The following is a 26,532-nucleotide window of genomic DNA, read 5'->3' as shown; positions in this document are numbered from 1 at the left end:
AACGGCAATAAATAACTGCATCTGGTATACTCGCACCATCGTTTTTTGCCGATAGGGCTGGTATCGCCGATGAGCTTTCTTTCCGCATCAGAAATAGCTGCGATATGGGGCGTTTCCGAACGAAGCGTTCGGAACTACTGCGCCCAGGGGCGCGTTCCCGGGGCCTTCCTTACGGGAAAGACGTGGAACATCCCCGACGATGCCGAAAAGCCCGCGCGCGCGAACGCGAAAGCGAGCATCGAACCGAACGCCCTGCTCGCCCGCCTTCTGGAGGAGAAGCGAGCCGGCGTCCACGGGGGCATCTACCATAAGCTGCAGATCGAACTCACCTACAACTCCAACCACATGGAAGGCTCCCGCCTCTCGATGGATCAAACCCGATTCATCTTCGAGACCTCGACCATCGGCTTCGAGGGGGAATCGATCAAAGTCGACGACGTCATCGAGGCGGCGAACCACTTCCACTGCATCGACTGCGTCCTGGAAAACGCCCAAAAGCCCCTATCCGAGCGCCTTATCAAGGAGCTTCACAGAACGCTGAAGGACGGCACCTCCGATAGCAGGCTCCCGTGGTTCGCCGTGGGCGATTACAAGACGCTGCCCAACGAAGTGGCGAACATGACCACGACGCGGCCCGAAGGAGTTGCAGGAGAGATCGGCGAGCTCCTGCGTGAATACGACCCGAAGGCGGCTCACACGCTCGAGCAGATCATCGAGCTCCACGTCAAGTTCGAGCGCATCCATCCCTTCCAGGACGGAAACGGCCGCGTCGGCCGGCTCATCATGCTGAAGGAATGCCTGGCGAGCAACGTCGTGCCGTTCGTCATCGCCGATAGCATGAAGGCCTATTACTACCGCGGTCTCTCGGAGTGGAACCAGGAACGGGGGTATCTGACCGAGACGTGCCTCGCTGCGCAGGATCGGTTCAAGACGTGGATGGACTATTTCCGCATCCCGCATGGCGAGTAGGATGATGCGCGGATGACGGGCAGACGTCGATGCAGGCCATCGGTTATCGGAGCGCAGGCCGCTTTCGAAACGCGCTTCGAGTATCGCTCGATCTGCCGGATCATGCTCGCCCGGCCGTGTTCGGTGGTCGAGCAGTTCCCCGCAATCTGGGCGCGCAAGAAGCCCTCGGTGCCCCAGAGCCGGCACAGCCCCTCCATGTGGCGCAGCACGGCAAGGTGCCACCCCTTGTAGTAGCGCCGCTGCAGGGGGGGACGAGCCGACGGAGACGAAGGCGGCGACGCGTCCGGGGAATAGGTCGATATAAACCTGCGCGACGTAACCGCCAAGCGACTGGCCGACGAGGATGGGGCTCGTCGCCCCACACTCGCCGAGGATCGAATGGAGCGCACCGGCCACGTCGTCGAGGTCGAGCCTCCCCCTCCACGGTCGGGATAGCCCGTGACCGGGAGCGCCCCATGCAACGAGGTTCCACCGCCTCGCGAAGTGGGCGAACTTCGAGTCGAACAGAGTGTGGTCAGCCGAGAGGCCGGGCGGGAAGGCCATCCAGCGCCTCGTTGGGTCGGGGTTCGCGGGCGCCCAGTAGCGCACCTCTCCGTGCTCGGCTCGCAATGTCCGCCCAACCATCCCGGCCTCTTCGACCCCGATGAGCTTGGCGTCCGACAGCCCATCCTTACGGTCTTGTGCCCGGCGGTTCAGCGTTTTGCAGCCAAGCTCCGGCTCGGCAACAACTTGGGCTACCCCGTCTCCGGACGGTACTCATCGGTGCATGTGCCGGTGAGCCGGTTTGCCATTCGCGTCCCTTCGGTCGTCCTGCCCCACAGTATAGAAGAACTCGATGCTCCTTTAGTCATCCGGTCAGAGATGAAAACACAGCCCCGTCGGGTAGCCGCGGGCGCACGGGAGCCCCGCATCGGCAACCTGTCTCCTTGGTTGTCCCTTCTCTGCATGGTCGATCAACATAAAGGAGGACCTTGCCATGCAGGTCAGCGCGTGTTCCACGCTGACCATCTATCATCAGAGCCGAAAGCTGACGCAAACCGCATGCGAGGAGCTTCCGCCGACATCGCTCTGAAGCGGCTTACCAGCGGAAGACGGCCAGGCGGTTGTTCAGGTTCTTGCCAACGGTGGCGGCGAAGAGCCTCCCGCGCAGCGTGTGCTTGCGCATCTCGACGTTGTAGCTCTGCTCGGATACGAGCCGTAAGCGCGGCTCGAGCCCGGCGAACTCCTCGCCCGACTCCGTACCCCACTTGAAGGTGGCGTTCGTGTTCTTGATGGCGTCATGTTTGTCGGAGAGCTTGGCCATGGACGGATGATTCATCTCGCATACAAGCCAGCCGTGCGGAAAGCTGTCGCAGAGCATATGAAGGCACGCCGCCGTCTGCTCCTTGGTGAAGTACTCGGGCACGCCCTCCATCACGACGACGTAGTCGCGCCCGCGAGGCAGCCGCGCCGTCTCGCTGGCTCGGATGGCCAGCGTCACGAGCGCGGTTTCCTAGATGTCGTCGAACCGAATGTCCATGGCAGTCTCTTTCTCGTTGCAACTTACGCTTGGATTTCACCACTCGGCCCGTCGCGTCGGGTCCCACAGGCTCCAATTCGCACTTGCCGACTGCAGTTGGCGCATGCGGGCGAAGATGCCGTCCTCCTTCGCAAGCAGGTCGGCGGGCGCGCCCTCCTCGACGACCCTGCCATCCGCGAGCACTACGATCTTGTCGGCAGCCTCCACGGTGCGCATGCGGTGCGCGATGACGAGCACGGTCTTGCCCGCGAGCAGACGGGAAAGCGCGCCTTGCACCTTCGTCTCGTTCTCCACGTCGAGCGAGGCCGTAGCCTCGTCGAGCAACACGACGGGCGCATCCTTCAGCAGGGCGCGCGCGATCGAGATGCGCTGGCGCTCACCGCCGGAGAGTCGCGCCCCGTTCTCGCCGATGGGCGTGCCGTAGCCATCTGGCAGCTTATCCACGAACTCGTCGCAGTTAGCCGCGCTCGCCGCCGCAAGCACCTCCTCGTCGGTGGCCCCGAGCTTGCCGAGGCGGATGTTCGCCATGACCGTGTCGTCGAACAGCGTGACGTCTTGGAACACCATGGAGTAGTCGCCCAGCAGCACCTCGGGATCGATCGTGGAGATGTCCACGCCGCCCACTTCGATGGAGCCTTCCGTGGCATCCCACAGGCGCGCTGCCAGACGGGCACACGTGCTCTTGCCCGAGCCGGAGGGCCCCACGAGCGCCGTCACCTCGCCTTCCTTGGCCGTGAAACTGACGCCCTTCAAAACCCGTTCGTTGTCGTAGGCGAAGCCGACGTTCTTGAACACGATGTCGTGACCCGCAGGCGCGAAGGTCTCGGCGCCTTCAGCGATGGGCGTGTCGTAGATTTCCATAAGGCGATTGGCAGACACCTGCGAGAGGAACACCTCGGCGATAAGCGCGAGGCTCTGGTCGAACGGCGCGTAGATGCGTGTGATAACGAGCAGGAACAGGAACAGGGTCATGAAGCCTACCTGTCCCGACAGGATGAGGTTCGCACCCGCGAGAATGGTGGTGGCCACGCCAAGCCGCATAATGACGCTCGCGCCGTTCACGAACAGACCGGTCGCCAACTCGCCTTTGATCATCGTGCGCTCGTGCGCGTCGATCTTCGCATTCAGGTCATCGAGGTAGCGTTGCTCCTGGTTGGTCGCGTGGATCTCGCGGATGTTCTCGAGCGTCTCCTGGATGGCGTCGGACACCTCCAGTGCTGCCGCTTTCGTCGCGGCGGCGTTGCGCTCCGACATTTTGCGGCTGCCGAACAGCAGCAAAAAGGCTGTCGGCACGCCCCACAGGCACGCTACGGCCAATCTCCAATCCATGGCCAGGAGCATGACGGCGATGATGGCCGTGGAGATGTAGCTGCCGTAGAGGTAGCCCAGCACGTGCGACCACACGTGTTCCATGCGGTTCACGTCGCCCATGACGGTCTCGGTGAGGTCAGCCAGGTCGCGCTTGCCGAAGAAGCTCAGCGGCAGCTTGCGCAGGCGCTCGGCGAGGCTTACGCGCATGGTTTTCACCTCCTCGTAGACCAGGCCGTAAGTGGCCTTGTACTGCTGGTGGTGAGTGACGAAGGAAAGCATCACGAACGCAAGCGTGAGCAGGACGAACTCCGCGATGCCCGGAAGCTTCGCCCCATCGGAGAGAGTTCCCATGAACTGTGTCATGAGCGCGTAGAGGATGCCCATGCCCGCCATGGCCACCAAGTTCACGACGACAGTCCACAACGTGCCCTTCTTCGTGGTTGCGACGCCCTGGTCGGAAAGCGCGTACTTTCTTTGGAAGTCTCTTCCGAACATTTACGCCACCTCCCCATCGCTTGCTATTCGCCATTTCGCGGCCTTGTTATAGTCCTCCCACATGCGGGAGTAGAGGCCGCCGGAGCCCACGAGTTCGTCATGCGTTCCGGTTTCGACCACCTCTCCCGAGGCGAGCACAACGATCTTGTCTACGCCCACTACGGTAGACAGACGGTGCGCGATCATGATGACCGTGCGATTTCGGGCGAGCACGGCGAACGCCTTCTGGATGAGAGCCTCGTTCTCGGGGTCGGCGAAGGCGGTCGCCTCGTCGAGCACCACGATAGGCGCGTCCTTCAGGATGGCGCGCGCGAGGGTGATGCGCTGCTGCTCGCCACCGGAGAGATAGGTGCCCTCCGTGCCGATCTTCGTGTCGATACCTTCGGGTAGCTTGGCGACGATGTCTGCGCACTGCGCTTCGGCCAGCGCTGCTTCAACTTCCTCACGCGAGGCCCCGGGACGCGCGGCGCGGACATTTTCGAGGATCGACGTCTTGAACAGGCGGCTGTTCTGGAACACGAAGGCCATCTGACCCATAAGCACATGCGGGTCCACCCGCCGCACATCCACACCGCCCACCTCGACCGCTCCGGCCGAGACGTCCCAGAAGCGCGGGATGAGACTCGCCGCCGTGGTCTTGCCGCCACCGGAGGGCCCCACGAGTGCGACCGTCTGGCCCGGCTCGACCGTGAACGATACGTTCTTCAAGGCAGGCTTAGTCGCTCCTTCATAGATGAATGTCACATCCCTGAACTCGACTCGGTTGCTCTGCGGCTCGATGGGAACATCGGAGATTTCGAGCACGGGCGCGTCCGTAATCTGGCGAATTCGCCCGAGCGCCGTGCCGGCCAGCATTATGCCGGCTGATGCGAACATGATCTTGGCGAGCGCGGTGGAGATGATGGCGGAGAACACCGCATAGAACGCAAAGTCGGTGACGAAGCCGGCGAAGTCGCCCGACGCGAGGACGCCGGGGGCCAGCAGCAACGCCACAGGCACCAGGAACGCGAATGCGCCCTCGGTGAAGGTGAGATTTATCGACTGGGGGACGCGGCAGACGCTATCCTGATAATAGCCGGCCTTGTCGCTGTAATCGTCGATCGCCTCCTTGAACGCCTTGAACGAGTTCACCGTCTGCTGGAAAACCTTCACCACGGGGATGCCGCGCACGTACTCGACGCCCGCTTTGCTCATGCGGTCCTGCGCCGCCTGGTACTCGGCTATGAGACCCGCGTTCTTGCCACCCATCATTGAGAACATCGCGACGATCGAGATAACGGCAGCCATCAGGCACGCGGCACCCATGCGCCAGTCGAACGCGAGCATGAGCGCGATCATGCCCACGAGCATGGTGACGGTGCCCGCGATGTCGGCCAGGTTGTGCGCGAGCAGCGTCTCGGTCTCGGCGGACGCTCCGTCCAGGCGGTTGCGGATGAGGCCGCTCGCGTTGTTGTCGAAGTACCCAAGCGGCGCGTTCATCAGGTGCGCCATGCCCTGTTTTCTGATATTCGACGCCGTTCGGAATGCTGCCAGGTGCGTGCACATGAGCGCGGCGAAATACACCGCGATGCTCGCTACAGCGAAGCCGAACGCCATCCAACCGTACGCGTAGATGTCGCTCGCGGTACCCCAGTCCGGCGCAACGGCAACGAGATCGCGCACTACCAGCCAGATGCACACATAGGGCGCCATGCCGAGCAACATGGCGACGGCGGAAAGCCCCAGCCCCAAGAAGGTGAGGCCGCGGCGGTTGCCTGCGTACCCGAGCAGTACAGAAAGGTCGCTTCGCCTCTTCTCCCCCGCTTCAGCCATGACCCATCCCTCCTATCGAATTTTCATCTTCGGGAATCTCGATAGTTAGTTTAATCTAATTTCTTCATGTTTTGCAAATGATGCGTTGGCCAGACTGGTTGCAGGAGAGAGCCGCACGGGGAAACCTGGATCGATCAATGAAACGCTCATCGTCCCGCTGCCCGAGGGTCTCAATCACGCTTCTCTGACCTCGAAAGTCAAACAAAGACCACATCCTCGCGTTTCGTGTGCCCGAGGCGGCCACGGCCATCGTGTTTGCCGTGGCCTCGGTCGGACGGGACGCGCATGCGACGACGGTGCCGCCTCATCTACAGCACGGATTCGCCTGACGTCGCTGCCGCGTGCGGGGAGCTGTGTCCGGCGGGCGGGCCCTCGCATGGCCCAGGCAGCGCAGAGAGTCCTTCCGATGCGGCGCCTGTTCCGATTTGCGGTTTCCCAGAGCCTTTGGCGAAGAGTTGCCGTCCTGCACGATCATATTCTGGAATCGACCCTGCGCAGCTGATCGACAGCGTAAGCGCGAACTTGCTGGAGGGAAAATGAAGCCGGTTTTTTGAAAATGCTGGAGTTCACTACGATGCTCCGGGACGATACCGCCTGCATGTTTATGAGAAAAGCGTCACCTATGCACCGACCGATGGGAAGAAGTCAGTTGATGTGAGGCTCTCGGAGGTCGGTTCGATTTTTCTTCTTGGATGCTGCAACTCGAATCGAAGCTATACGGTGACTTTCCGTGATTTCGAGGGAAAAGACATCGGCGAGATTCAGACGGATATGCATGACGACGGGGAATACCACAACGTTCGAAAGACGAAGTCTACCCTTATCGCCTTTGCGGAGAGCAAGCTCACCGGGGAGTTCCCCGAGAATACCGACAACCTGGATCTGAAGATCACATCCAGCCTGGCCGAGAAGGACATCTACATAAGGGACGGCCACCTAATAGGAGCTAAGCACCGGATAAGGCTCTCGGATATCCGCAGGGTGAAGTGCGTCACCAACGGAACCTTAAGCGATCTCTCTGTGCACACCAAGGAAAAGGGCGGCTTTCTCGATAAACCCAATATGAAAGTTCCGGTCAACGAGCTGACGCTGCCGATCCTGGAAGCCGCAGTCGTTCGGAACGCCGGAAATATCATAGATTTCACCAGGAGCAACGGGTTCGACCAGAAAACATGCGAGTTCGTCCTCGTTCGGTATATGAACTCGAGCTTCTTTGCGAACAGCGACGGAAGCGTCGCGGACGACTGGCACCGAATCGCCTACAACCACATTCAGTCATACCAGTCGAATATCGCGATTCCCGAAACGCGCTGATCAGGTCTTTCCCATGCAGCCTCCCCTCCCGCATTGTTTTCGTCGGAAGGTGCGCGGCATTCGACGAAGCCGAAGCGGGCAACGGGACTCCGATCCGCCACCCCGCCCCGACGGGACGTCGCCCTATCGACCGAGCAGCAGTCTCCGATAGATAGCGTAATCCGTCTCGGAGAACACGTCGAACACCACCGTCATGCCGCCGTGCGACTCAAGCCAGCCGCGCTCCGCATCGACCGCGACTCGCGCCGCCTCCTTCTGGGGAAACCCGAATATGCCGGTACTGATGCAGCAAAAGCCGATGGAGCGAAGTCCGCACTTCGCGGCAAGATCGAGGCAGCTGCGGTAGCACGATGCCAGCTGCATGCGATGCGCGTCGTTCGGCCGGCCGTCGGCGATGGGGCCCACCGTGTGGATGACGTGCCGGGAAGGCAGGTTGTAAGCGGCGGTGATCTTGGCCGCACCCGTAGGCTCGTCGCAGCCCTGCTCCTCCATGATGCAAGCGCATTCGGCTCGCAGTTGGACGCCGGCGAAGGTGTGGATGGCGTTGTCGATGCAGTGGTGCCCGGGCACCCAGCATCCGAGCATCCGGCTGTTGGCCGCGTTCACGATGGCATCGACGTCGAGTGTCGTGATGTCGCCGCGCCACAACCGGACGAGCCCATCGTCGGAAACGGCTTCGGTGGAATCGATGCCGCATATCCCGGCCTCGGCGATCATGCCCGTCAGAAGCTCGTCTTGCATCTCGATCCAGCGAGTGTCGGCCGCCCATACAGGACGCGTGTTCACCAGCGCCCGGAACGCATCACAAAGCCCGTCTTCGTTGACGGCCGTCGGCGCGGCGATGCCCCGCTCGGCGCTAAGGCCCTTCACGAGCTCTTCGAGCAGATGTCGTTTCCTTCCAGATTCCATGCGCATCCTCCTCAATCCCCCGATCAAAGCAGCTCGCCCAGCACCGCGTCGATATCCGCATCCAGCACGATCGAACGGTCTCGAATCTCGACGACCGTGTACGCCTCGCCGTAGTTCACGCAGGCGTAGATAGCCTCGGGGTTCTCGTAAACGCGCCGGTAGAAAGGGTACTTGATGATGATCGGGGTGTTCATGCCCACGCCCAGCTCCAGATAGAGCACTCTCCCCGTTTCGTGCGCCTCGAGAAACGCCCGGTAACGCGCAGCCGCCGCGCGCCAACCGGCATCCTCCACGAAGGTCCCGTCCGCGCGCAGGTTCATGGTCATGGGCTTGCCGCAGCGGGGGCACGTGGGCACCAACTCGCTGGGAACGCGCATACCGCGCTGCTCTTCCACCATGCGCTTCACCGCAGCGTAGTTGTCGTAGGTGATGTCGTGGCATGGTTCGCTGCACTGCCACAAACCGTAGTCGCCCTGGGTGTAGAACAGCCGCTCCCGAGGAAAGCCCGCCTGTTGGAACTGATGGTCGACGTTGGTGGTCAGCACGAAGAAATCCCTGCCGTCCAGCAGCTCGAGGAGCTTCCCGTAGGCGTCTTCGGGCGCCGGCTCGTAGCGGTTGCACCAGATATGGCGGCTCCACCACGCCCACCGCTCTTCGGGCGCGGCGAACGGGAAGAACCCGCCCGAATACATGTCGCGGATACCGTACTTCGCGGCGAAGTCTCCGAACAGCCTCTCGAAGCGCTCCCCCGCATACGTGAAGCCGGCCGCGGTTGACAAGCCCGCACCCGCTCCCACGACGATCGCGTCGGCGCTCTCGATAGCTTCCTTCAAGCGTCCCAGGTTGTTTCCGTACCGGTTGCCCTCCCGTCCTTCGACAATCGCCCGGCTGCGACGGCTGGGATCGGCGCGATGCGCCCTTTCCCTTTTCGTCCGACATCGGCGTTCCGTTGATTTCTATCGATGCGAATACTAGAATCGTTGCATACCGATAGAAAGTAGGCACAATATAGTGCTGTAGGTACCTTTTTGTAACTAATGTACTTAAACAGGGGTTTAGGATGTGGTTAGACTATGGGGATAGCGAAGAACGAGGCGGTTCTCGAATCGCTGCCGCCTTGTCCCGTGGAAACGACGCTTTCGCTGATCGGCAATAAATGGCAGGTGCTCATCCTGCGCGACCTCGTGCTCAACGACACCATGCGCTTCAAGGAGCTGCAACGCTCCATCGGCAAGGTGTCGCAGAAGGTACTCACCTCGAACCTCCGTACTATGGAAGCGCGGGGCCTCGTTCACCGCGAGGTGTACGCCGAGGTTCCCCCGCGTGTGGAGTATTCGCTCACCGAGCTGGGCAAGACGCTCGAGCCCGTGCTCGACGCCCTGTGGGCCTGGGGCGAAGGATACAAGGAGCGGCTGAAAACCAGCGGATAGCCGGCCGGATGGAAGGTGGGCGCGCTGCTTGGCTCGAAGGCCCTCTATCCTCAAAAGCCGCCGCACGTTTCCTCCCAGAACGGCCTCTGCGACGGCGTCCGAGGGGCTCGTCCGCCGGGAAAGCCCCCGGATACGCGAGAGGGGCCCCGGGAGGGGCCCCTCTCGGGGTCTTTTCTGGAGGCGACGCCCGGATTCGAACCGGGGGTGAAGGCTTTGCAGGCCTCTGCCTTACCACTTGGCCACGTCGCCGCTTCCTACGATAAGGGCCGGCCACGCGAATGGCCGGCCCGAGAAGACGGTGGAGCGGACAACGGGGTTCGAACCCGCGACCCCCACCTTGGCAAGGTGGTGCTCTACCAGCTGAGCCATGTCCGCGTCACGGGTGACCATGATACGCGACCGGGCGGGGGCGCGCAAGACCCAAAAAGTTTTTCTCCCGTCGAAAAAACCTTTGACAGCGCTAATGGTTCCTGTATACTAACTGCTTGCTGATGCGGAAAAGCATCCACGGCTAATCGGGCGGTTAGCTCAGTGGGAGAGCACTTCCCTGACACGGAAGGGGTCACAAGTTCAAATCTTGTACCGCCCACCATGAACTCGCACAGGTCACGGTTTTCCGTGACCTTGTTTCTTATCTGGGGATCTCAAGGCCCCTTCGAACCCGTGCTCCCTCGCATCGCAACCTCACAGCTCGCGCAGGCTGGCAATCGTACGGCATCCCGCTCGACGGCTTCTTCCCTCCCGATCCAAAAGCACCCCCTCGATATCGGCGTTCAGAGCCCCGCACACATCGGCCTCGTACGAATCGCCCACATGGACGGCGCGATCGGGGCTGGCCCCAAGCCGTTCCAACGCCAACCTGAAAATGGCGGGGTCGGGTTTGCGCAACCCTACGGCCGCAGACGCGACCACTTCGTCGAAATACGGAAGCAGCCCCAGATCTCGCAGAAGGCCCTCGAGATGATTCGACCAGTTCGACACTGCGGCCAAGCGACATCCCTGCCGTCTCAGGCGCGTAAGACACGCAACGACGTCATCGTAGACCTCCCACGACCGCGCGTCGAGGTAGCGGTCGTACATCATGCGGGGAATACGGTCGACCTCATCTCCCAAGCCCATCTCACGGCACATGAGCGCGTACATATCAAGCCAGATCAGAACCGACCGATCTTGACAGCACCAAAAGTCTCCGTCTTTGAGGTATTCGGCGTCGTAGTACCCGTACACCAACGGCTGAAGCCTTACTGCCCGCCTTCGGTCAACCCGATAGCCAAGTTCGGTGCTCACGCGCCAGAACATCTCGCCGATGTCGGGACGTGCGCGCACAAGCGTCTGGCCCACGTCGAACAAAACGACGCGTCGGCTTACGTTCGCTCGATCGTCAGTCAACATGGCCGTCGTTGGGCTCGATGTGGACAAGCACCTCTTTCACCTCGGGGCGCGCGTCCTTGATGGCAAGCTCGACCGCCTCGGCTACGCGGTGAGCCTCCCCCACCGTCATTGCCTCGTCCACCAAAACATGCAGGTCGCAATAAACCTCGTTCTCGGAACCGCGCGAGCGCTCGTGGTGGGTGTCCTCAACCCCCGCGACCGACATCGCCAGAGCGCGGATCTCCTCGACCGGAATGACGACGTGGTCGGACAGCGTCACGATAGCCACGCTGAACACCTCGTACGCAGCTTTCAAGATAGCCAGCATCACCAGGAGCGTCATGATGGGGTCGGCGATCGGATAACCCAGGGCCACCAATCCCAAGCTTGCCAACACCCCGATGGAGACGAACACGTCCGAAAGGGTGTGGCGGGCATCCGCCGCAAGCACTTCGCTCTTCAATTCGATCGCGCGGCGCCTCTCGTACTGCGACACGAATACGTTGACTCCCAACGTAGCGATCATCAGGGCGAACGAAAACGGCTCGACCGCGCCCGTCGATCCGATCGCAAGCTTGTCCAACGCCTCGGAACCCACCTCGCAAGCCGCGAACACCAGCATGATCCCGATAACCACGCTGGCATAGGTCTCGAACTTGGCATGCCCGTACGGATGCGTCTCGTCAGGGGGCCTCGAAGCGATCAGCACGCCGAAAATGCCCACCACATTGCCCGCCGAATCGAACAGCGAATGAACGCCGTCGGCCTGGACCGACGATAGACCCGAGACCGTTCCGTAGATGAATTTGGCGAACGCCACGGCCAAGTTGAACAGCAGCACGATGACGAGCACCGTCTGCACCTGGTTCGTGCGCGAAGTCGAGCTGGAAGAAAGGAAGGATGCCACGTTGTCTCCTTGCAATGCAGGTACCGACGCGGAAAGCTCGATGCGAAACGCGTCGCACGCAGCCGCGATAAAGCGCATGCGCACCGATCAGTATAGGATCGAAAAACCCGAAACCTCGTCGAAGAAACGAAAAAAGCGCCCAAAGGGACGCCTCTGCGTCAAGGTCAAGATAGAAAAACGCGAACCCCCAAAGGGTCCGCGTTTCTTGTTTCTGGTGTCGGAGGCGGGATTTGAACCCGCACACCCGAGATATGGGCACTAGCACCTCAAGCTAGCGTGTCTGCCGTTCCACCACTCCGACGAATGCCGCTTCAAAAGCAACGCTGGTAACTATAACCGAAACGACGCCGCTTGTGAAGTAACAATTTCTAACGGGAAATCGTTCCCTGGGGGTACACGAACATCAGCGCGACGAGCGCGAGCATGAAGATAATCGCGAGCGCAATGGTGATGCGGTCGAGATTCTTCTCCACAATGCTGGTACCGGTCTGGGACGAATACACGGCGCTGGCGACCATGTCGGACACGCCCGTCCCCTTGCCCGAATGCAGCAGGATGAACACGATAAGGCCCAAACCGGAAACGATCAGGAGTATGAGCAGGATAACCAGAAGAGGGTTCACAGCGACTCTACTTTCAGATTGCCTCGTACAACAACTTGGAGATTATATTAGAAACAAACCGGCGCGAGGGGTCGATTTCGAGAAACAAACCGAAGATCGACCATCCCTCCACAGATGAGCTCGGTATGCGATACTCCGCCCATCAGGCAAGAAGACTGTCAGACGTCATCTCGGGAGGTTTGCTCACCCCCATCATATCAAGCAACGTAGGCGCCAAATTGCACAGCGATCCAACGCGATCGCACAGCGCAAGGCCCCTTCCCGAATAATCGACCAGCGCCAACGGCACAAGCGCGGTGGTATGCGCGGTCATGGGCGTGCCGTCCTCGGCCACCATCTTGTCGGCATTCCCATGATCGGCGGTGATGAGGGCCACACCCGATCTGCGCTCGAGCGCTTCCAGAACCTGTCCTACCGCCCTATCGACCGCCTCGACGGCAGACACCGCCGCCGGAATGACGCCGGTATGGCCCACCATGTCGCAGTTGGCGAAGTTCACGATATAGACGTCGGCCTCGTCGGCGTCGATGGCCGCGGCAAGAGCATCGGCCACCAGAGGAGCGCTCATCTCCGGCTTGAGATCGTAGGTTGCTACCTTCGGACTGGCGATGAGCTTGCGCACCTCGCCTTCCTTGGGCTGTTCGCGGCCGCCATTCAAAAAGAACGTGACATGCGCGTACTTCTCGGTTTCCGCAATATGGTATTGGGCGAGACCCGCTTCGGACAGCACGTCGGCCAGCACGTTTTCCGGAAAGGTCTTCGGGAAGGCGACGGGCGCGTCGATGGTCGGATCGTACTCGGTAAGGCAGACGAACGACAGATCGCGAAGGCGGACGCGATCGAACCCCCGGAAGCGTTCGTCTACGAACGCCCGGGTAATCTGACGGGCCCGATCGGGACGGAAATTGAAGAACACCACGGCATCCCCGTCGCGCACGCCGCGCTCGTCGAAGGCAACCGGCACCACGAACTCGTCGGTAACGCCGCGCTCGTACGATGCCGCCAGCACCTGGGCGGGCGAAAGATCGCTCAGCGGGCGGGCACCGACGAGCGCGTCGTAGGCAAGCTCGATCCTCTCCCACCGATTGTCGCGATCCATCGCGTAATAGCGCCCCGATATCGAGTGGATGCGCGCGGAAAAGCCGTCGTCCGACAAGTCGGACAGAACCGATTCCAAATCGGACGCAAACCCCGCACCGCTTTTGGGCGCAACGTCGCGCCCGTCCATGAAGCAATGAACCGCAACGCGCTGAACGCCGTGATCCTTAGCGGCTCTTATCAAAGCGTACAGATGCTCGTTGGAGGAGTGGACCCCGCCGTCAGACAGAAGCCCCATGAAATGAAGCACCGCACCCGGCTTGCTCCCCGCGTCGAAGGCAGCCTGCAAAACGGGGTTCTCGGCAAGCCCGCCGTTGCGACAGACCAGATTGATGCGCGAAAGCTCTTGATGAACCACGCGTCCTGCACCGATGTTGAGATGCCCCACCTCGGAATTGCCCATCTGCCCGTCGGGCAGGCCCACCGACTCGCCCGACGCGTCGAGCTTCGTCATCGAGCAGGTGGAGAACACCCTGTCGAGCACGGGGGTGGAAGCGAGCGAAATCGCATTTCCCGGACCCGCCTCGCCAAGTCCGAACCCGTCCATGATGATGAGCGCGGCGGGAAGCGCGTATGCGGCGCGGTCTTCGGCGCTCTTACGCTCCCACGTCATCGCACACACGCCCTTACCAGCGACAGGAACCCTTTTGCATCGAGACTGGCACCGCCCACCAGGCCCCCGTCGATGTCGGGCTGGGCCATCAGCAGCTCGATGTTGCCCACGTTCACCGATCCTCCGTACAGAACGCGCACGGCCTCGGCCGCATCCGACCCATAGCGGCGAACGAGCACGCCGCGAATGGCCGCGCAGATCTCCTGGGCCTGCTCGGGAGTGGCCGTGCGACCCGTTCCGATGGCCCATACGGGCTCATAAGCGATGACGCAGCTGCGCGCATCGATATCGTCGATACCGGCAAGGGCCGCATCTACCTGGGAGCACACGTACTCCACCGCCTCACCCGCCTCTCGCACGAACAGCGATTCACCCACGCAGACAATAGGCATCATGCGCGCGGCAAGCACCGCCTTCGCCTTGAGGTTGACATCCTCGTTGGTTTCGCCGAACAGGGTGCGGCGCTCGGAATGACCGACGATAACCGCCGAGCATCCCGCCGAAGCCAGCATGTCGCAGGAAAGCTCTCCCGTGAACGCACCGCTTTTCTTCCAGTACACGTTCTGGGCGCCCACCTCGACCTTAACACGGTCGAATTCGAACACGGTTTTCACCGGTTTGATGTCGAGCGCAGGAGGGCACACCAGCACATCGACCTCGTCTGCCCAGCCCCGCTCGAAGTTGTTGCAGATATCTTGAGCCAGCACCACCGCTTCGGGAATGGTGTTGTTCATCTTCCAGTTGCCCGCGATCAGAGGTATGCGCACGAATGCCCCTTTCTATAAGACTGCTTGATAGGCTAACGATACAGCGCCGCCACGCCGGGCAGTTCCCTGCCCTCGACAAGCTCCATCGAGGCGCCGCCGCCGGTCGAGATGAACGTCATGCGGTCGGCCAGATCGAACTTGTTGACAGCCGCCACGCTGTCGCCGCCGCCGATGATGGTGACTCCGGCACGGTTCTCGGCGATGGCTTCGGAAACCGCACGGGTTCCCGCCGCAAACGAATCCATCTCGAACACACCCATCGGTCCGTTCCAAAACACCGTGGCCGCCTTCCGGCACGCCTCGCCGTAGATCTCTGCGGTCTTCGGGCCGATATCGAGCCCCATACGGTCTTCGGGGATGGAATCGACGCCGACCGTCACCGCGTCGGCATCTTCGGCGAACCGGTCGGCCGCAACCACATCGACGGGAAGCAGCAGTTGAACCCCCTTTTCACGCGCTGCCTCGATCATCTGGGCGGCCCGCTCGACGAAATCGCGCTCGCACAGAGACGAGCCGACCTCGTAACCTTGGGCCGCCAGGAACGTAAAGCACATGCCGCCTCCGATGACAAGCGTGTCGCACTTTTCCATCAGCGCATCAATAACCTGGATTTTGTCGGAAACCTTCGAGCCCCCCAGCACCGCCGTGAAGGGACGATCGGGGCATGCGAGCATACCCGTGAGCGTAGACACCTCGCGCTCCATGAGGTATCCCGCATAAGCCGGAAGCAGCTCGGCCACGCCTGCCGTCGAAGCATGGGCCCGGTGCGCCGTACCGAACGCGTCGTTCACGTACACCTCGCCCAACCTGGCCAGCTCGGCGCAGAATCCCGGATCGTTGCGTTTCTCGCGCTGGTCGAAACGAAGGTTCTCCACCACGAGGATCTCGCCGGGCGCAAGCGCTTCGGCCTTGGCGAGAGCATCCGGGCCCGCAATGTCGTCTGCGATGCGCACAGGGGCGTCCACAAGCTGGGACAAGCGCTGGGCCGCGGGCTTCAACGAAAAGTCTTCCTCGAACCCTTCGCCCGACGGACGGCCCCGATGGCTCATGAGCACTACGCGCCCGCCCTGTTCGATTAGCCGCTCGATGGTGGGAAGCGCGGCTCTGATACGCGTGTCGTCGGTAACGCGGCCGTCTTTAACCGGAACGTTGAAATCGACGCGCACCAAAACGCGCTTGCCGGAGGCGTCGAGCCGATCGATGGAGTTGATGGTGGTCATACGGGTTTCCTTTTCATGCAAACGGTCTGCAAAAGCAATCGGGCGACCCCGAGGCCGCCCGAGCGAAGTGCCTAGAGCATGATCTTGACAAGATCCTTTACGCGCTGGGAGTAACCCCACTCGTTGTCGTACCAGGCAACGCATTTCACCAGGTTGCCCTGTCCCCCCAGAACCATGGTGAGCTGGGAGTCGAAGATGGACGAATGGGGATTGCCCACGATATCGCACGAGACCAGAGGCTCGTCGAGATACTGGAGGATACCCTTCAGCGGACCTTCGGCGGCGGCCTTCATGGCAGCGTTCACCTCGTCAACGGTAACGTCGCGTTCGAGCTCGACCGTCAGATCGACCATCGATCCGTCGGGGGTGGGCACGCGCGTGGCGAACCCGTCGAACTTGCCCTTGAGCTCGGGGAGAACGAGAGAAACCGCACGGGCGGCACCGGTGGTGGTGGGAATCACCGACAGGTTAGCCGCACGGGCGCGGCGCAGGTCCTTATGCGGCAGATCGAGGATCTTCTGGTCGTTGGTGTAGGCGTGGATGGTGTTCATGAATCCGCGTTTGATTCCGAAGCCGTCCAGCAGGACCTTGGCAAACGGGGCAAGGCAGTTGGTGGTGCACGACGCGTTCGACACGATGCTATCGACGTCCTTGTCGTAGTCGCCTTCGTTCACGCCCACGACGATAGTCTTGTCCACGTTTTTCCCGGGAGCGGTGATGACGACCTTCTTCGCACCCGACTCGATATGGGCGCGCGCTGCGTGAGCGTCGGTGAAATGACCGGTGGATTCGACAACGACATCGACTCCCAGATCGCCCCAGGGAATCTCGGAGGGGTTGCGCGTACCGAACACCCGGGAGGGATGGCCGTCGACCACGAGGCTGTCCCCGTCGATCTCGATCCTATCGAACATGCGGCCGTGCACGGAGTCGTATTTCAGCAGATGGGCCATGGCCTCGATGCTACCAGGGTCGTTGATCACAACGATCTCGACCTCCGGATCGTTTGCCATCGCACGATAGACAAGCCGACCGATTCGTCCGAAGCCGTTGATGCCTACCTTGGTTGCCATTGCTCCCCTTTCGTTGAATGACAGATCTGTTCTCACGTATTCAGCGCACAGAATGCGCGCAGCCATTGTAACGCGTTGGAAACATCAAGATTTGCGAGCGAGCGCTTCTATTCGGCGGACGCGATGATAAACGGCGGATTTGGACAGCGGGGGATCGGCCCGCTCGCCCAATTCCTTCAGCGTGGCGTCAGGATACTTCACCCTTAGCTGGATGATCTCGCGCAACGCAGGAGGAAGCTTCTCGGGGCCGTGCGTTTCGAGCACGCGTCGCATGGCGTAGATCTGATCGACCGAAGCGTTCGCCGCTTTCGTGGCGTTGGCCATCTCGGCATTGGTCATGCGGTTCACGTCGTTGCGCACGCTTTTCACGACGCGCGCGTTTTCCATATCGAGCGCCGCCTGGTTCGCATGAACGTAAGCCAGAAACTCGAGGATGGCTTCGCCGCTTTTCAGGTAGACCATGTACGAGCTGCGCCGCTGCATGATGCGCGCATGAATGCCGGCACCGTCCATGAGCGCCACCAGATCCTCGGCAAGCTCGCGCGATTCGAGCGTGATCTCGAAGTGGAAATCGCCGCGCGGATTGGCGATGAAGCCGCTTCCCATGAAGGCGCCGCGCAGATAGGCCGAAGCGCAGCAGCGCTTGGAGACGAGCTGGGGCGCAAGGCCCCGCATAAGGCCCTCTTCGCCGAACACCCCCATATCGCGCAGCGCTTCCGCGAGGTTTTCCTGATCGGCAAAGCGAATGAGGTAGTTCGGCGTCTTATGGAGAACGCTGCGCCGAATGACGAGGTTGGTCTCGAGACCGTACAGCTCGTGCGACAGCGTGATGACGCACCGCGCAACCGCGGCGATATCGGTCGAGATCTCAAGCCCGTAGCGTCCCGGACCGCGCAGAAGCAGCGTCCCTTCGACGCGCACCAGCGCCGCAAGCACCGCCCGACCGCAATGCGAGCATTCGGGAGCGACGCGCGCAAGCTCTTCCTTCACATCCGAGGCGAACGACATCTGTGCAGCACCTCCTCGAACGCTTCGCGCAGACGAAGAGGATCATGCCAGGTCACCGCTTTATGATCGGCCAGGTCGCGCATGATCACCTGGATGCCCCGCGCCTCGACGCAGGCCGCCTCGGCGCGCGAGAGCAGCACGGGGCGCACGCCTTCGCCGCGATCGGGCAGATCGGACGGCGCGTTGGCGATAAGGAAATCGACCAGCCCGATCATGCCGTGGTCTTCCAAGGCGCGCACATGGTCGGTAACCGACATCCCGCGCGTTTCTCCCTGGACGTCGGCAAGCGAGCACACGAATGCGACCGGGGCCGCCGAACGGGAGATCGCCTCCACGATACCCGGAACCAGCAGGTTCGGGATGATGGAGGTGAACAGAGACCCCGGACCGAGCACGATCAGATCGGCCCGCTCGATCGCCTGCACGGCAGGCTGGTAGGCTGCTATGGGCTCTTCGGACGAAAGACGCACGCGCGAAAGCGGGGCGCGCGAATGCGACGCCACAGCCTGACCGCACACGGTGTGGCCGTCGGTCGTATCGGCTTCGAGAATGATGCGCTCGAGCGTGGAGGGATACACATGACCGCGCGCACCCAGCATCTTCTCGCAAATGGCGATGGCTTCGGGAAAACTCCCCGTCGTCGCTTCGAGTGCAGACAGCACGAGATTGCCCAACGTGTGGTTCCCGGCGAAGGTGAAGCGGATCTTGAACGCCTCGGTGAACGGATCGGCGGAATCGGACGCCATGGCGGTAAGGCACTTGCGAATATCGCCCGGTGCCGTCGCCCCCGCCTCCGTACGCAGGATGCCGGTCGAACCCCCATCGTCGGCCATCGCGACGACCGCAGACGTCTTCACCCCCATCGACAGCAAGGTGCGAATGGAAACCGGAGCCCCAGTTCCCCCTCCGATAACAACCGCCTTGAAGCGACGCTTGGGAAGGATCGAACCCGACAGATCCTTCAGCACGGCGAAGACGGCGGTTGCGGACGGATCGTGAACGAAGGCCTCTTCGGCCTGACGGTCTCTTCTCATCATCAGTCGTTCGCGCTCGCGCTCACGTCGGCCACGGTAACCGAGCCGTCGCGGCGCACCGCCAGCTTCAGATCGCGATGGGCAACGCTTACGCGGTACCCCTTCGACGAAAGGTAATCGCCCGTCACCTCGGCCAGGGCGACGCTGCGATGCTGACCGCCCGTACAGCCCACCGCAATGGCGAGCTGCTGCTTGCCCTCGGACACGTACCCCGGCATGACGCAGTCGAGCAGAGCCTCCCAGCGGCGCAAGAACTTCTCGGTCTCTTCGTTGTACAGCACGTAGTCCCGCACCGGCTGATCGAGACCGGTGAGGTACTTCAACCGGCTCTCGTAATAGGGGTTGGGGAGAAAACGCACATCGATGACGACGTCGGCGTCAGCGGGCGCTCCGTGTTTGAACCCGAACGAGTACACCGTGACCGAAAGCCCCTGCGCAGGAGAGCCGTCGGAGAACAGCTCGCGAATCTTCGCGCGCAACTCGGCGGGCAGCAGGTTGGTGGTGTCGATCACGAACGTCGCGGCCTGCTTCAGCTCGAACAGCACGTCGCGTTCGCGCTCGATGCCGCGCGAGATGGTGGCTCCGTCTCCGCACAGAGGGTGGCGCCGACGGCTGGACTTGTAGCGGGAGATAAGCTTTTCGTCCTCGGCGTCGAGGAACACGATGCGGTAGTTCACCCCTTTGCCTTTCAGACTCTCCAGCTCGGTGTGCATCGCCTCGAAGAAATCTCCCGTGCGGGCATCGCACACGAACGCGAGCTTGCCGGGCTTCCCCTCGATCCCGTGAGCACGATACATGTCGATGAGGTTTCCGATGAGAACGGGGGGAAGGTTATCGACGCAGTAGTATCCCAGATCCTCGAACACGCGCATCGACTCGGTGCGGCCCGCACCGCTCATTCCGCTCACGATGACCACCTCGAGGTTTTCAAGCGCGACGTCGCGATCGCCCATACCCAGCACTCCTTACTCCTCGCCGTCCGCGGTGCCCGACGCATCCGTCGCGCGCTCCGCTACATCCCTATTATACTGCCGCAAGACCGCGAACAGCTCTTCTGCCACCTCGTTGGGAACAACGCGCGCGGCGCAGATGTCGTCGAGCGAGGCCTCCTTCAACCGTTTGAACGATTTGAAATGCCCCAGAAGCGCTTTTTTGCGCACGGGCCCCAGCCCCGCGACGTCATCGAGAATGCTGGCGGTCATACCTTTGCCGCGCAGCTCTCGATGGAACGTGATCGCAAAGCGATGGGCTTCGTCTCGTACCTGCTTGACCAGGTACAGAGAGGCCGATCCGCCCGGAAGGACGACCGGCCCCGCGTTTTGCCAGGGAACGAACAGCTCCTCGTCGCGCTTGGCCAGACCGGCAAGGGCGATGTCGTCGACCCCCATCTCCCCGAACATCTGAAGAACGGCGTTGAGCTGAGGTTTTCCTCCATCCAAGATGATAAGGTCGGGCTTAGAGCCAAAGCGGCGGTCTGCCATGCGCTCGGGCGCGTAGCGCCTCTTCATCACCTCCTGCATGCTGAGGAAGTCGTTGGCTTCGGAAAGCGGGGTCTTTATCTTGAAACGGCGGTACTGGTTCTTATCGGGCCGCCCGTTGGTGAACACCACCATGGAGGCGACGGTGTAGCTGCCATGAATGGTGGAGATGTCGAAGCATTCGATACGGTAGGGCGGACCGTCCATCGCCAAAGCGCTTTCCAGCTGCATAAGCGCTTCGTTGATGCGCTTATCGTCGTAGTTGGTGCGCACTTTGTAGCGCATGAGGGTATGCTTGGCGTTTTTCTCGGCCAGCTCCACCAGCTCGGCGCGCTCGCCTTTCTTCGGCGCGACGAAGCGCACCTTCGCCCCGTGCGCGCTGGAAAGCTTTCCGGTAAGCCACTCCCCCATGACCTCGGCATCCTCGGGCATGTTGCGCACGACAACCTCGCGAGGAATAGACGTCGTCGCATCGTAGTAGCGCAGCAGGAACATGTGCAGCAGGTCTTCGTCGGGCACGTCGCGTCCGCGGTTCAGCACGAATTCATTCGAGTTGACGATGCGGCCCTCCCGCACCATCAGAACGTGCACGCCGGCAACCGTCTCCTCGCGCTCGATGCCCACCACATCGGCATCGAGCGCATGCGAGGAAACGGCGCGCTGCTTGTCGGTGAGCGAGTTGATGGTATCGATGCGGTCCTTGATCCGCGCGGCGCGCTCGAACTCGAGGTTTTCGGCGGCTTGGGCCATCTCCCGAGACAGCTCGTCTACGAACTCGCGATGCTGCCCATCCAGGAACCGCGCGATCTTCTTGACGTTTTCAGCGTACTCTTCCGGGGTGATGCGTCCGCAGCAGGCTCCCGGACCCAGCCCCACGTGACAGTCGAAGCACGGGCGCGACGACGCCGTCGTCGCCCCATCGCTGCGCTCGAGGCTGCGCGAAAGCCGCCGCCAGTCGGCGCACGACGACGCGCAGATAGGAACGATTCGCCTCGCTATATCAACGAGATTGCGCGCCGCACGGCTGTCGGTAAAGGGCCCGAAGTACCGCGTCCCGGCTCGATGACGCTCGCGCGTGTACTTGATCGCGGGAAACACGTCGGATTTGGTAAGCGCGATGAACGGATAGGACTTGTCGTCTTTGAAGTCGGCGTTGAAGAAGGGCGCATGCTGCTTGATGAGGTTCTTCTCCAGAACCAACGACTCGTGCTCGTTGTCGACCACCAGGTATTCGAACGAGTGTATCTGATCGACCAGCAGGGGAATCTTGGCGCGGTCGTCCTGGAAGTTCACGTACTGGCGCATGCGGGCGCGCAGCTGCTTCGCCTTGCCGACGTAGATGACCTCGCCTTCCGCATTCTTCCACAGATAGCAGCCCGGCAGCGCGGGCACGCTGTCAAGCTCCCGCTTGATGCGTTCGATCTTTCGGGCAGATAATTGTGCAGATGCGCCGGAAGCGGAAGGGTTCGAGAGTGAGTCGTTCTTATCGGTCATAGGCGCAGTATAGCAAAGCGCCTCGAGGCACACGCGATCCGCGCCCTAGCTGAAACCGTCAACTATCGGAAAAAGATCAAAGGACGCAAGAGGATGCTGGTAAAAAGCCGCGCCCCGAAACCCTGATCTCATTCAATCCCAGATTCAGGGACGCGACCATCGCTTTCGGATATCGCGCGATTATCCTCCGAACTAATCAAGGCTCACAAGGATCCACAAGATCCCAGTAAGGAGGAGACGGCGGCCAAAAAGGCAGGTTCAAGAAATCGCCTCGCGATACGGCAGCTTCGCCGCCGAAGACGAAGCCCTCGCACTTCGTGTCCCGATCGACGGGAGCCTGGCAGCGCTTCAGTGCACTCACCGCCGACCACCAGTCCTCGTACCCATCGAGATTGTAACCCACGAGGGCGAGGCCGAGGCCGTGGCGCCCGCAACAGGCCGAAGCCACGAGGGCGTCATGGTAGTCCTCCACCGTGGCCACGCCGCCGCCCCAGAAACGGTAACCGCGCGCAGACGCGCCTGGCGGACTTACACAAGCTTCTCGTAGGCGTAGCGCTCGGTCACCGGCTCGGGACAACCCACCAGATGGAAGGCGCCGCACTTCGTGTAGCTCAGTTTGGCCAGAAGACGACGCATGGGGATGTTGCCGGGATGGGTGTCAAGCCGCACGCCCTTCACGCCAGCAGCACGGGCCAGTTCCTCGACCTGCCCCATCAAAAACGAGGCAACCCCTCGGCGACCCGTACGGGAATCGGCCACCAAACGGTGGACCACGCCGTAGTCGGGATTCGCCGAATCGCCCTCTGACAGCCAGCTGCCCTCGAGTCGATCGTAGTCTGCGTCGCCGCGCAAGCTGAACATAACGTACCCGAGAACCGCACCGTCCTCGACGCAGGCGAACAGCTCTCCGTTGACGATATCGGCTTCCAACATCGCACGCGAGGGGCGCCCATGCTGCCACTGATCGATACCCAGCTTTGCAAGGGACCGACGACCGTCCTCGTATACATCCATCACCCGATCGAGCTCGGATAGCTCGACTTTGCGCAGCTCCATGAACGCCTCCCGCACTGTGAATTGCAAAACTCGGCGCGCTTGAATGCCGAGATCCCCTAACGCTCTGATTCGATACCGAGCAGGGGCCGCAAGAACCGGCCGGTATGGCTTTCGGCCACACGGGCGACCTCTTCGGGCGTGCCCGCCGCCACCACGGTCCCCCCGCGGAAACCCCCTTCGGGACCGAGATCGACTATTCGGTCGGCAGATTTTATCACATCGAGATTATGCTCGATGACCAAAACGGTGTTACCCGCATCCACCAGGCGCTGCAGCACTGCAAGCAGCTGGCGCACGTCCTCGAAATGCAGCCCCGTGGTGGGTTCGTCCAGTATATAGAAGGTTTTGCCCGTTTGGCGCTTGTCCAGCTCGCTTGACAGTTTGACGCGCTGGGCCTCGCCTCCCGACAGCGTGGTGGCCGGCTGGCCCAGACGGATATAGCCCAAACCTACGTCGTGAAGCGTCTGCAACTTGCGCCTGATGCCCGGAATGTTCTCGAAGAACCCCAACGCATCGTCCACGGTCATGTCAAGCACCTGGGAGATGTTCTTGCCGCGATACGTAACCTGCAGCGTCTCGCGGTTGTAGCGCTCGCCGCTGCACACCTCGCACGGCACGTAGATATCGGGAAGGAAGTGCATCTCGATCTTGATCTGGCCGTCTCCTTTGCACGCCTCGCAGCGGCCGCCCTTCACGTTGAACGAGAAGCGCCCGGGCGAATACCCGCGCGCCTTGGCCTCCTGCGTCGAGGCGAACAGGGCGCGAATATCGTCCCACAAGCCAACGTAGGTGGCGGGATTGGAGCGCGGCGTGCGACCGATGGGGCTCTGATCGATATTGATGACCTTGTCGATCTTATCCACGCCCGCAATCTTTCTGTAGGCGCCGGTTCGCCGGCGAGCCCTGTTCACGCGGTTGGCCAGAAGCGGGGCCAAGGTGTCGGTGATAAGCGAGCTTTTCCCCGAACCAGACACGCCCGTGATGACGGTCAGCGTGCCGAACTCGACATCGAGCGAAACGTCTTTCAGGTTGTTCTCCGAAGCCCCCGTGAGCCGCAGTTTGCCGCGATTGGGGCTTCGGCGCTCGGAAGGCACCTCGATGCGCTTCCTGCCGCTGAGGTAGTCTCCCGTCACCGAACCCACGGTATCGATAACCTGTTGGGGCGTACCCGCCGCGATCACCTCGCCGCCATGCTCGCCCGCACCCGGTCCCATATCGACCACGAAGTCGGCGGCGCGTATCGTATCCTCGTCGTGTTCGACAACCACCACCGTGTTGCCCAAATCGCGCAGATGGCGAAGGGTCTCGATCAGACGCTCGTTGTCGCGCTGATGCAGCCCGATGGACGGCTCGTCCAAAATGTAGAGCACACCCGTCAGGCCCGCGCCGATCTGGGTTGCCAGGCGAATGCGCTGGGCCTCTCCACCGGAAAGCGTGGCGGTTGCGCGTTCGAGGGTCAGATAGTCCAGGCCCACATCGACGAGAAACTTCAAGCGCGCGACGATTTCCTTGACGATCGGCCCCGCGATCTTCTCGTCAGCGCCCTTAAACGCGAGGGATTGGAAAAACCGCAGCGAGTCAAGCGCGCTCATCTCGCAGGCATCGATGATCGACTTGCCCTCGATGGTGACGGCCAGGATCTCGGGACGCAGTCGGCGACCCTTGCAGGTATGGCACGGAATCGTGGCGAAGTAAGCCTCCAGCTTCTCGCGCTGGCGATCGCTCGACGCCTCTTTCAGCTTATCTTCGATCGCCTTGATGATTCCGCCCCACTCGATGTACCAGTAGGTTTCACGTCCATCGACGGTCACATAATCGACGCGCACGCGTCCGGGCACGCCGTTCATCAACCCGTCGCGAACCTTTTCGGGCATATCCTCCCATGCGGTGTCGGCATCGGCTCCCAGATGCTGCGCCACGGCCACCAGAACCTGGGGATAGTAGTTGCCCGTTTTGAACGGGGCGACCGCTCCTTCGTTCAGCGACAGCGACCAGTCGGGAACCACCAGCGCCGGATCGACCTCTTCCCTGCTGCCCAAGCCCAGGCAATCCGGACAGGCACCGTACGGCGCATTGAAGGAGAAGTCGCGCGGCTGAAGCTCGGCTATGGAGTGCCCATGCTCGGGGCAGGCCAAAGCCAGCGAGAACATATGCTCGTTTTCGGCGAGACCCCCCGTGGCCCCCGACGATGTTTTCTTCGAAGCAACGTCTTGATCTCCGCTTTTGCCGATCACCTGAACCAGCACGCGACCATCGGCAAGCGAGGTTGCGGTCTCCACCGCTTCGGCGATACGCGTCGTGGCCGACGCTTTAAGGGACACGCGATCGACCACCACTTCGATGAAATGCTTGATCTTCTTGTTCAGCACGATTTCCTCGCCGGTAAGGCGAACGATCTGCCCATCGATGCGCACGCGGGCGAACCCCTCGCGACCGAGATCGGCGAACAGGCGGGTGAACTCCCCTTTCTTGCCCTCGACCATAGGAGCCATGACGATGGCCTTGTCGGCCTGATCGGTGGCGAGCTTCAAGATCTCGTCGGTTACCTGATCGGTGGTCTGCTTCTGGATGACGCGCCCGCATTCGGGGCAATGGGGCACGCCGACACGCGCGTACAGAAGGCGCAGATAATCGTATATCTCGGTTGTGGTGCCCACCGTGGATCGCGGGTTTCTGCTGGTGGTCTTCTGATCGATGGACACTGCGGGGGAAAGTCCGTCGATGCTGTCCAGATCGGGCTTGCTCATCTGCCCGAGGAACATGCGCGCATAGCTCGACAGGCTCTCGACGTAGCGACGCTGACCCTCGGCGTACATCGTGTCGAAAGCGAGACTGGATTTCCCCGAACCGGACAGACCCGTAATGACGACCAGCTTGTCGCGCGGAATGGAGAGATCGACGTTCTTCAGATTATGCTCGCGAGCGCCCTTGATGACGATTTCGCTTTGACCCATGTGGACCTTCTTCTTTCACAACTCGACACGCGAGAGCCCCGTTGCGGGATCGAAACGCCCGTCGCGTTCTGGCGGGA

General features: G+C 61.6%; 23 protein-coding genes, 4 tRNA genes and 1 pseudogene. 5 read left to right on the top strand and 23 right to left on the bottom strand.

The features are described 5' to 3' along the window. Positions 1–69 precede the first annotated feature (69 nt). Together EIH26_RS05245 and EIH26_RS08505 are read left to right on the top strand one after the other, a co-directional pair. Entirely contained in the window at positions 70–969 is a 900-nt protein-coding gene (locus EIH26_RS05245; protein WP_124061204.1) for a DNA-binding protein, read from the top strand. 12 nt (positions 970–981) lie between these two features. Next, positions 982–1,200 (top strand): hypothetical protein, encoded by a 219-nt coding sequence (locus tag EIH26_RS08505; protein WP_241152768.1) that lies wholly within the window; start codon positions 982–984, stop codon positions 1,198–1,200. Positions 1,201–1,266: 66 nt separating this feature from the next. Here the strand turns inward: EIH26_RS08505 and EIH26_RS08500 are convergent. From EIH26_RS08500 to EIH26_RS05225, 4 genes and pseudogenes are all read right to left on the bottom strand, one after another. Beyond that, positions 1,267–1,512, bottom strand: a pseudogene (locus EIH26_RS08500) (alpha/beta fold hydrolase); the annotation flags it as partial. A gap of 535 nt (positions 1,513–2,047) precedes the next feature. After that, the gene (locus EIH26_RS05235; RefSeq protein WP_206424677.1) at positions 2,048–2,449 is read right to left on the bottom strand and encodes a hypothetical protein; all 402 of its coding nucleotides are present in this window, start codon (positions 2,447–2,449) and stop codon (positions 2,048–2,050) included. Positions 2,450–2,524: 75 nt separating this feature from the next. After that, the gene (locus tag EIH26_RS05230; RefSeq protein ID WP_124061203.1) at positions 2,525–4,294 is read right to left on the bottom strand and encodes an ABC transporter ATP-binding protein; all 1,770 of its coding nucleotides are present in this window, start codon (positions 4,292–4,294) and stop codon (positions 2,525–2,527) included. After that, positions 4,295–6,106, bottom strand: a complete 1,812-nt coding sequence (locus EIH26_RS05225) for an ABC transporter ATP-binding protein (RefSeq protein WP_124061202.1) — start codon at positions 6,104–6,106, stop codon at positions 4,295–4,297. Between the two features lie 720 nt (positions 6,107–6,826). Here EIH26_RS05225 and EIH26_RS05220 point away from each other — a divergent pair. Continuing rightward, entirely contained in the window at positions 6,827–7,420 is a 594-nt protein-coding gene (locus tag EIH26_RS05220) for a hypothetical protein (RefSeq protein ID WP_206424676.1), read from the top strand. 123 nt (positions 7,421–7,543) lie between these two features. Here the strand turns inward: EIH26_RS05220 and EIH26_RS05215 are convergent, their stop codons facing one another. Beyond that, a complete protein-coding gene (locus EIH26_RS05215; RefSeq protein WP_124061200.1) occupies positions 7,544–8,329 on the bottom strand; it encodes a protein-ADP-ribose hydrolase in 786 nt (261 codons plus the stop codon). 23 nt (positions 8,330–8,352) lie between these two features. Next, the gene (locus tag EIH26_RS05210; protein ID WP_241152767.1) at positions 8,353–9,162 is read right to left on the bottom strand and encodes a Sir2 silent information regulator family NAD-dependent deacetylase; all 810 of its coding nucleotides are present in this window, start codon (positions 9,160–9,162) and stop codon (positions 8,353–8,355) included. Positions 9,163–9,402: 240 nt separating this feature from the next. Here EIH26_RS05210 and EIH26_RS05205 point away from each other — a divergent pair, with 240 nt between their 5' ends. After that, the gene (locus EIH26_RS05205; RefSeq protein WP_039688785.1) at positions 9,403–9,759 is read left to right on the top strand and encodes a helix-turn-helix domain-containing protein; all 357 of its coding nucleotides are present in this window, start codon (positions 9,403–9,405) and stop codon (positions 9,757–9,759) included. A 175-nt stretch (positions 9,760–9,934) separates the two neighbouring features. On the opposite strand, the gene EIH26_RS05200 is transcribed toward EIH26_RS05205, so the two are convergent. Continuing rightward, positions 9,935–10,008: transfer RNA gene (locus EIH26_RS05200), tRNA-Cys, on the bottom strand. Between the two features lie 50 nt (positions 10,009–10,058). Continuing rightward, positions 10,059–10,134, bottom strand: a tRNA-Gly gene (locus EIH26_RS05195). A gap of 142 nt (positions 10,135–10,276) precedes the next feature. Here EIH26_RS05195 and EIH26_RS05190 point away from each other — a divergent pair. After that, positions 10,277–10,351: transfer RNA gene (locus EIH26_RS05190), tRNA-Val, on the top strand. Between the two features lie 92 nt (positions 10,352–10,443). Here the strand turns inward: EIH26_RS05190 and EIH26_RS05185 are convergent. From EIH26_RS05185 to uvrA, 15 genes are all read right to left on the bottom strand, one after another. Next, entirely contained in the window at positions 10,444–11,151 is a 708-nt protein-coding gene (locus EIH26_RS05185) for an HAD family hydrolase (protein ID WP_124061198.1), read from the bottom strand. Beyond that, the gene (locus EIH26_RS05180; RefSeq protein ID WP_241152766.1) at positions 11,141–12,037 is read right to left on the bottom strand and encodes a cation diffusion facilitator family transporter; all 897 of its coding nucleotides are present in this window, start codon (positions 12,035–12,037) and stop codon (positions 11,141–11,143) included. The genes EIH26_RS05185 and EIH26_RS05180 overlap by 11 nt, the downstream gene beginning before the upstream one ends. A 212-nt stretch (positions 12,038–12,249) precedes the next feature. Then, positions 12,250–12,338, bottom strand: a tRNA-Leu gene (locus EIH26_RS05175). Positions 12,339–12,405: 67 nt separating this feature from the next. Then, positions 12,406–12,660 (bottom strand): preprotein translocase subunit SecG, encoded by a 255-nt coding sequence (gene secG, locus EIH26_RS05170; protein WP_124061196.1) that lies wholly within the window; start codon positions 12,658–12,660, stop codon positions 12,406–12,408. Between the two features lie 142 nt (positions 12,661–12,802). Then, a complete protein-coding gene (gene gpmI / locus EIH26_RS05165) occupies positions 12,803–14,371 on the bottom strand; it encodes a 2,3-bisphosphoglycerate-independent phosphoglycerate mutase (RefSeq protein ID WP_124061195.1) in 1,569 nt (522 codons plus the stop codon). Next, positions 14,368–15,138, bottom strand: a complete 771-nt coding sequence (gene tpiA / locus EIH26_RS05160) for a triose-phosphate isomerase (protein ID WP_124061194.1) — start codon at positions 15,136–15,138, stop codon at positions 14,368–14,370. Before tpiA ends, gpmI begins: the two co-directional genes overlap by 4 nt. A 32-nt stretch (positions 15,139–15,170) precedes the next feature. Then, complete coding sequence (gene pgk / locus EIH26_RS05155) at positions 15,171–16,358, bottom strand: phosphoglycerate kinase (RefSeq protein WP_124061193.1); 1,188 nt, start codon at positions 16,356–16,358, stop codon at positions 15,171–15,173. Between the two features lie 71 nt (positions 16,359–16,429). After that, the gene (gene gap, locus EIH26_RS05150) at positions 16,430–17,431 is read right to left on the bottom strand and encodes a type I glyceraldehyde-3-phosphate dehydrogenase (protein WP_124061192.1); all 1,002 of its coding nucleotides are present in this window, start codon (positions 17,429–17,431) and stop codon (positions 16,430–16,432) included. A gap of 84 nt (positions 17,432–17,515) precedes the next feature. Then, positions 17,516–18,439: a DNA-binding protein WhiA gene (gene whiA, locus EIH26_RS05145; RefSeq protein ID WP_124061191.1), complete on the bottom strand. Its 924-nt coding sequence runs from the start codon at positions 18,437–18,439 to the stop codon at positions 17,516–17,518. After that, positions 18,418–19,476: a gluconeogenesis factor YvcK family protein gene (gene yvcK / locus EIH26_RS05140; RefSeq protein ID WP_241152765.1), complete on the bottom strand. Its 1,059-nt coding sequence runs from the start codon at positions 19,474–19,476 to the stop codon at positions 18,418–18,420. Before yvcK ends, whiA begins: the two co-directional genes overlap by 22 nt. Then, positions 19,476–20,426 (bottom strand): RNase adapter RapZ, encoded by a 951-nt coding sequence (rapZ, locus tag EIH26_RS05135; protein ID WP_124061189.1) that lies wholly within the window; start codon positions 20,424–20,426, stop codon positions 19,476–19,478. Before rapZ ends, yvcK begins: the two co-directional genes overlap by 1 nt. 12 nt (positions 20,427–20,438) lie before the next feature. Beyond that, positions 20,439–22,445 carry an excinuclease ABC subunit UvrC gene (uvrC, locus tag EIH26_RS05130; RefSeq protein WP_124061188.1) on the bottom strand — a complete coding sequence of 669 codons (2,007 nt, stop codon included), beginning with the start codon at positions 22,443–22,445 and terminating at the stop codon, positions 20,439–20,441. 196 nt (positions 22,446–22,641) lie between these two features. Then, complete coding sequence (locus EIH26_RS05125; RefSeq protein ID WP_124061187.1) at positions 22,642–22,926, bottom strand: hypothetical protein; 285 nt, start codon at positions 22,924–22,926, stop codon at positions 22,642–22,644. A 47-nt stretch (positions 22,927–22,973) separates the two neighbouring features. Next, positions 22,974–23,501: a GNAT family N-acetyltransferase gene (locus tag EIH26_RS05120; RefSeq protein ID WP_124061186.1), complete on the bottom strand. Its 528-nt coding sequence runs from the start codon at positions 23,499–23,501 to the stop codon at positions 22,974–22,976. Positions 23,502–23,557: 56 nt separating this feature from the next. After that, positions 23,558–26,455: an excinuclease ABC subunit UvrA gene (uvrA, locus tag EIH26_RS05115; RefSeq protein ID WP_124061185.1), complete on the bottom strand. Its 2,898-nt coding sequence runs from the start codon at positions 26,453–26,455 to the stop codon at positions 23,558–23,560. Positions 26,456–26,532: the final 77 nt, after the last annotated feature.

This window comes from Gordonibacter sp. Marseille-P4307 (genome assembly GCF_900604965.1).
In the GTDB taxonomy this organism is placed as follows: Bacteria; Actinomycetota; Coriobacteriia; order Coriobacteriales; family Eggerthellaceae; genus Berryella.
This window is presented reverse-complemented; position numbering and strand designations above follow the sequence as displayed.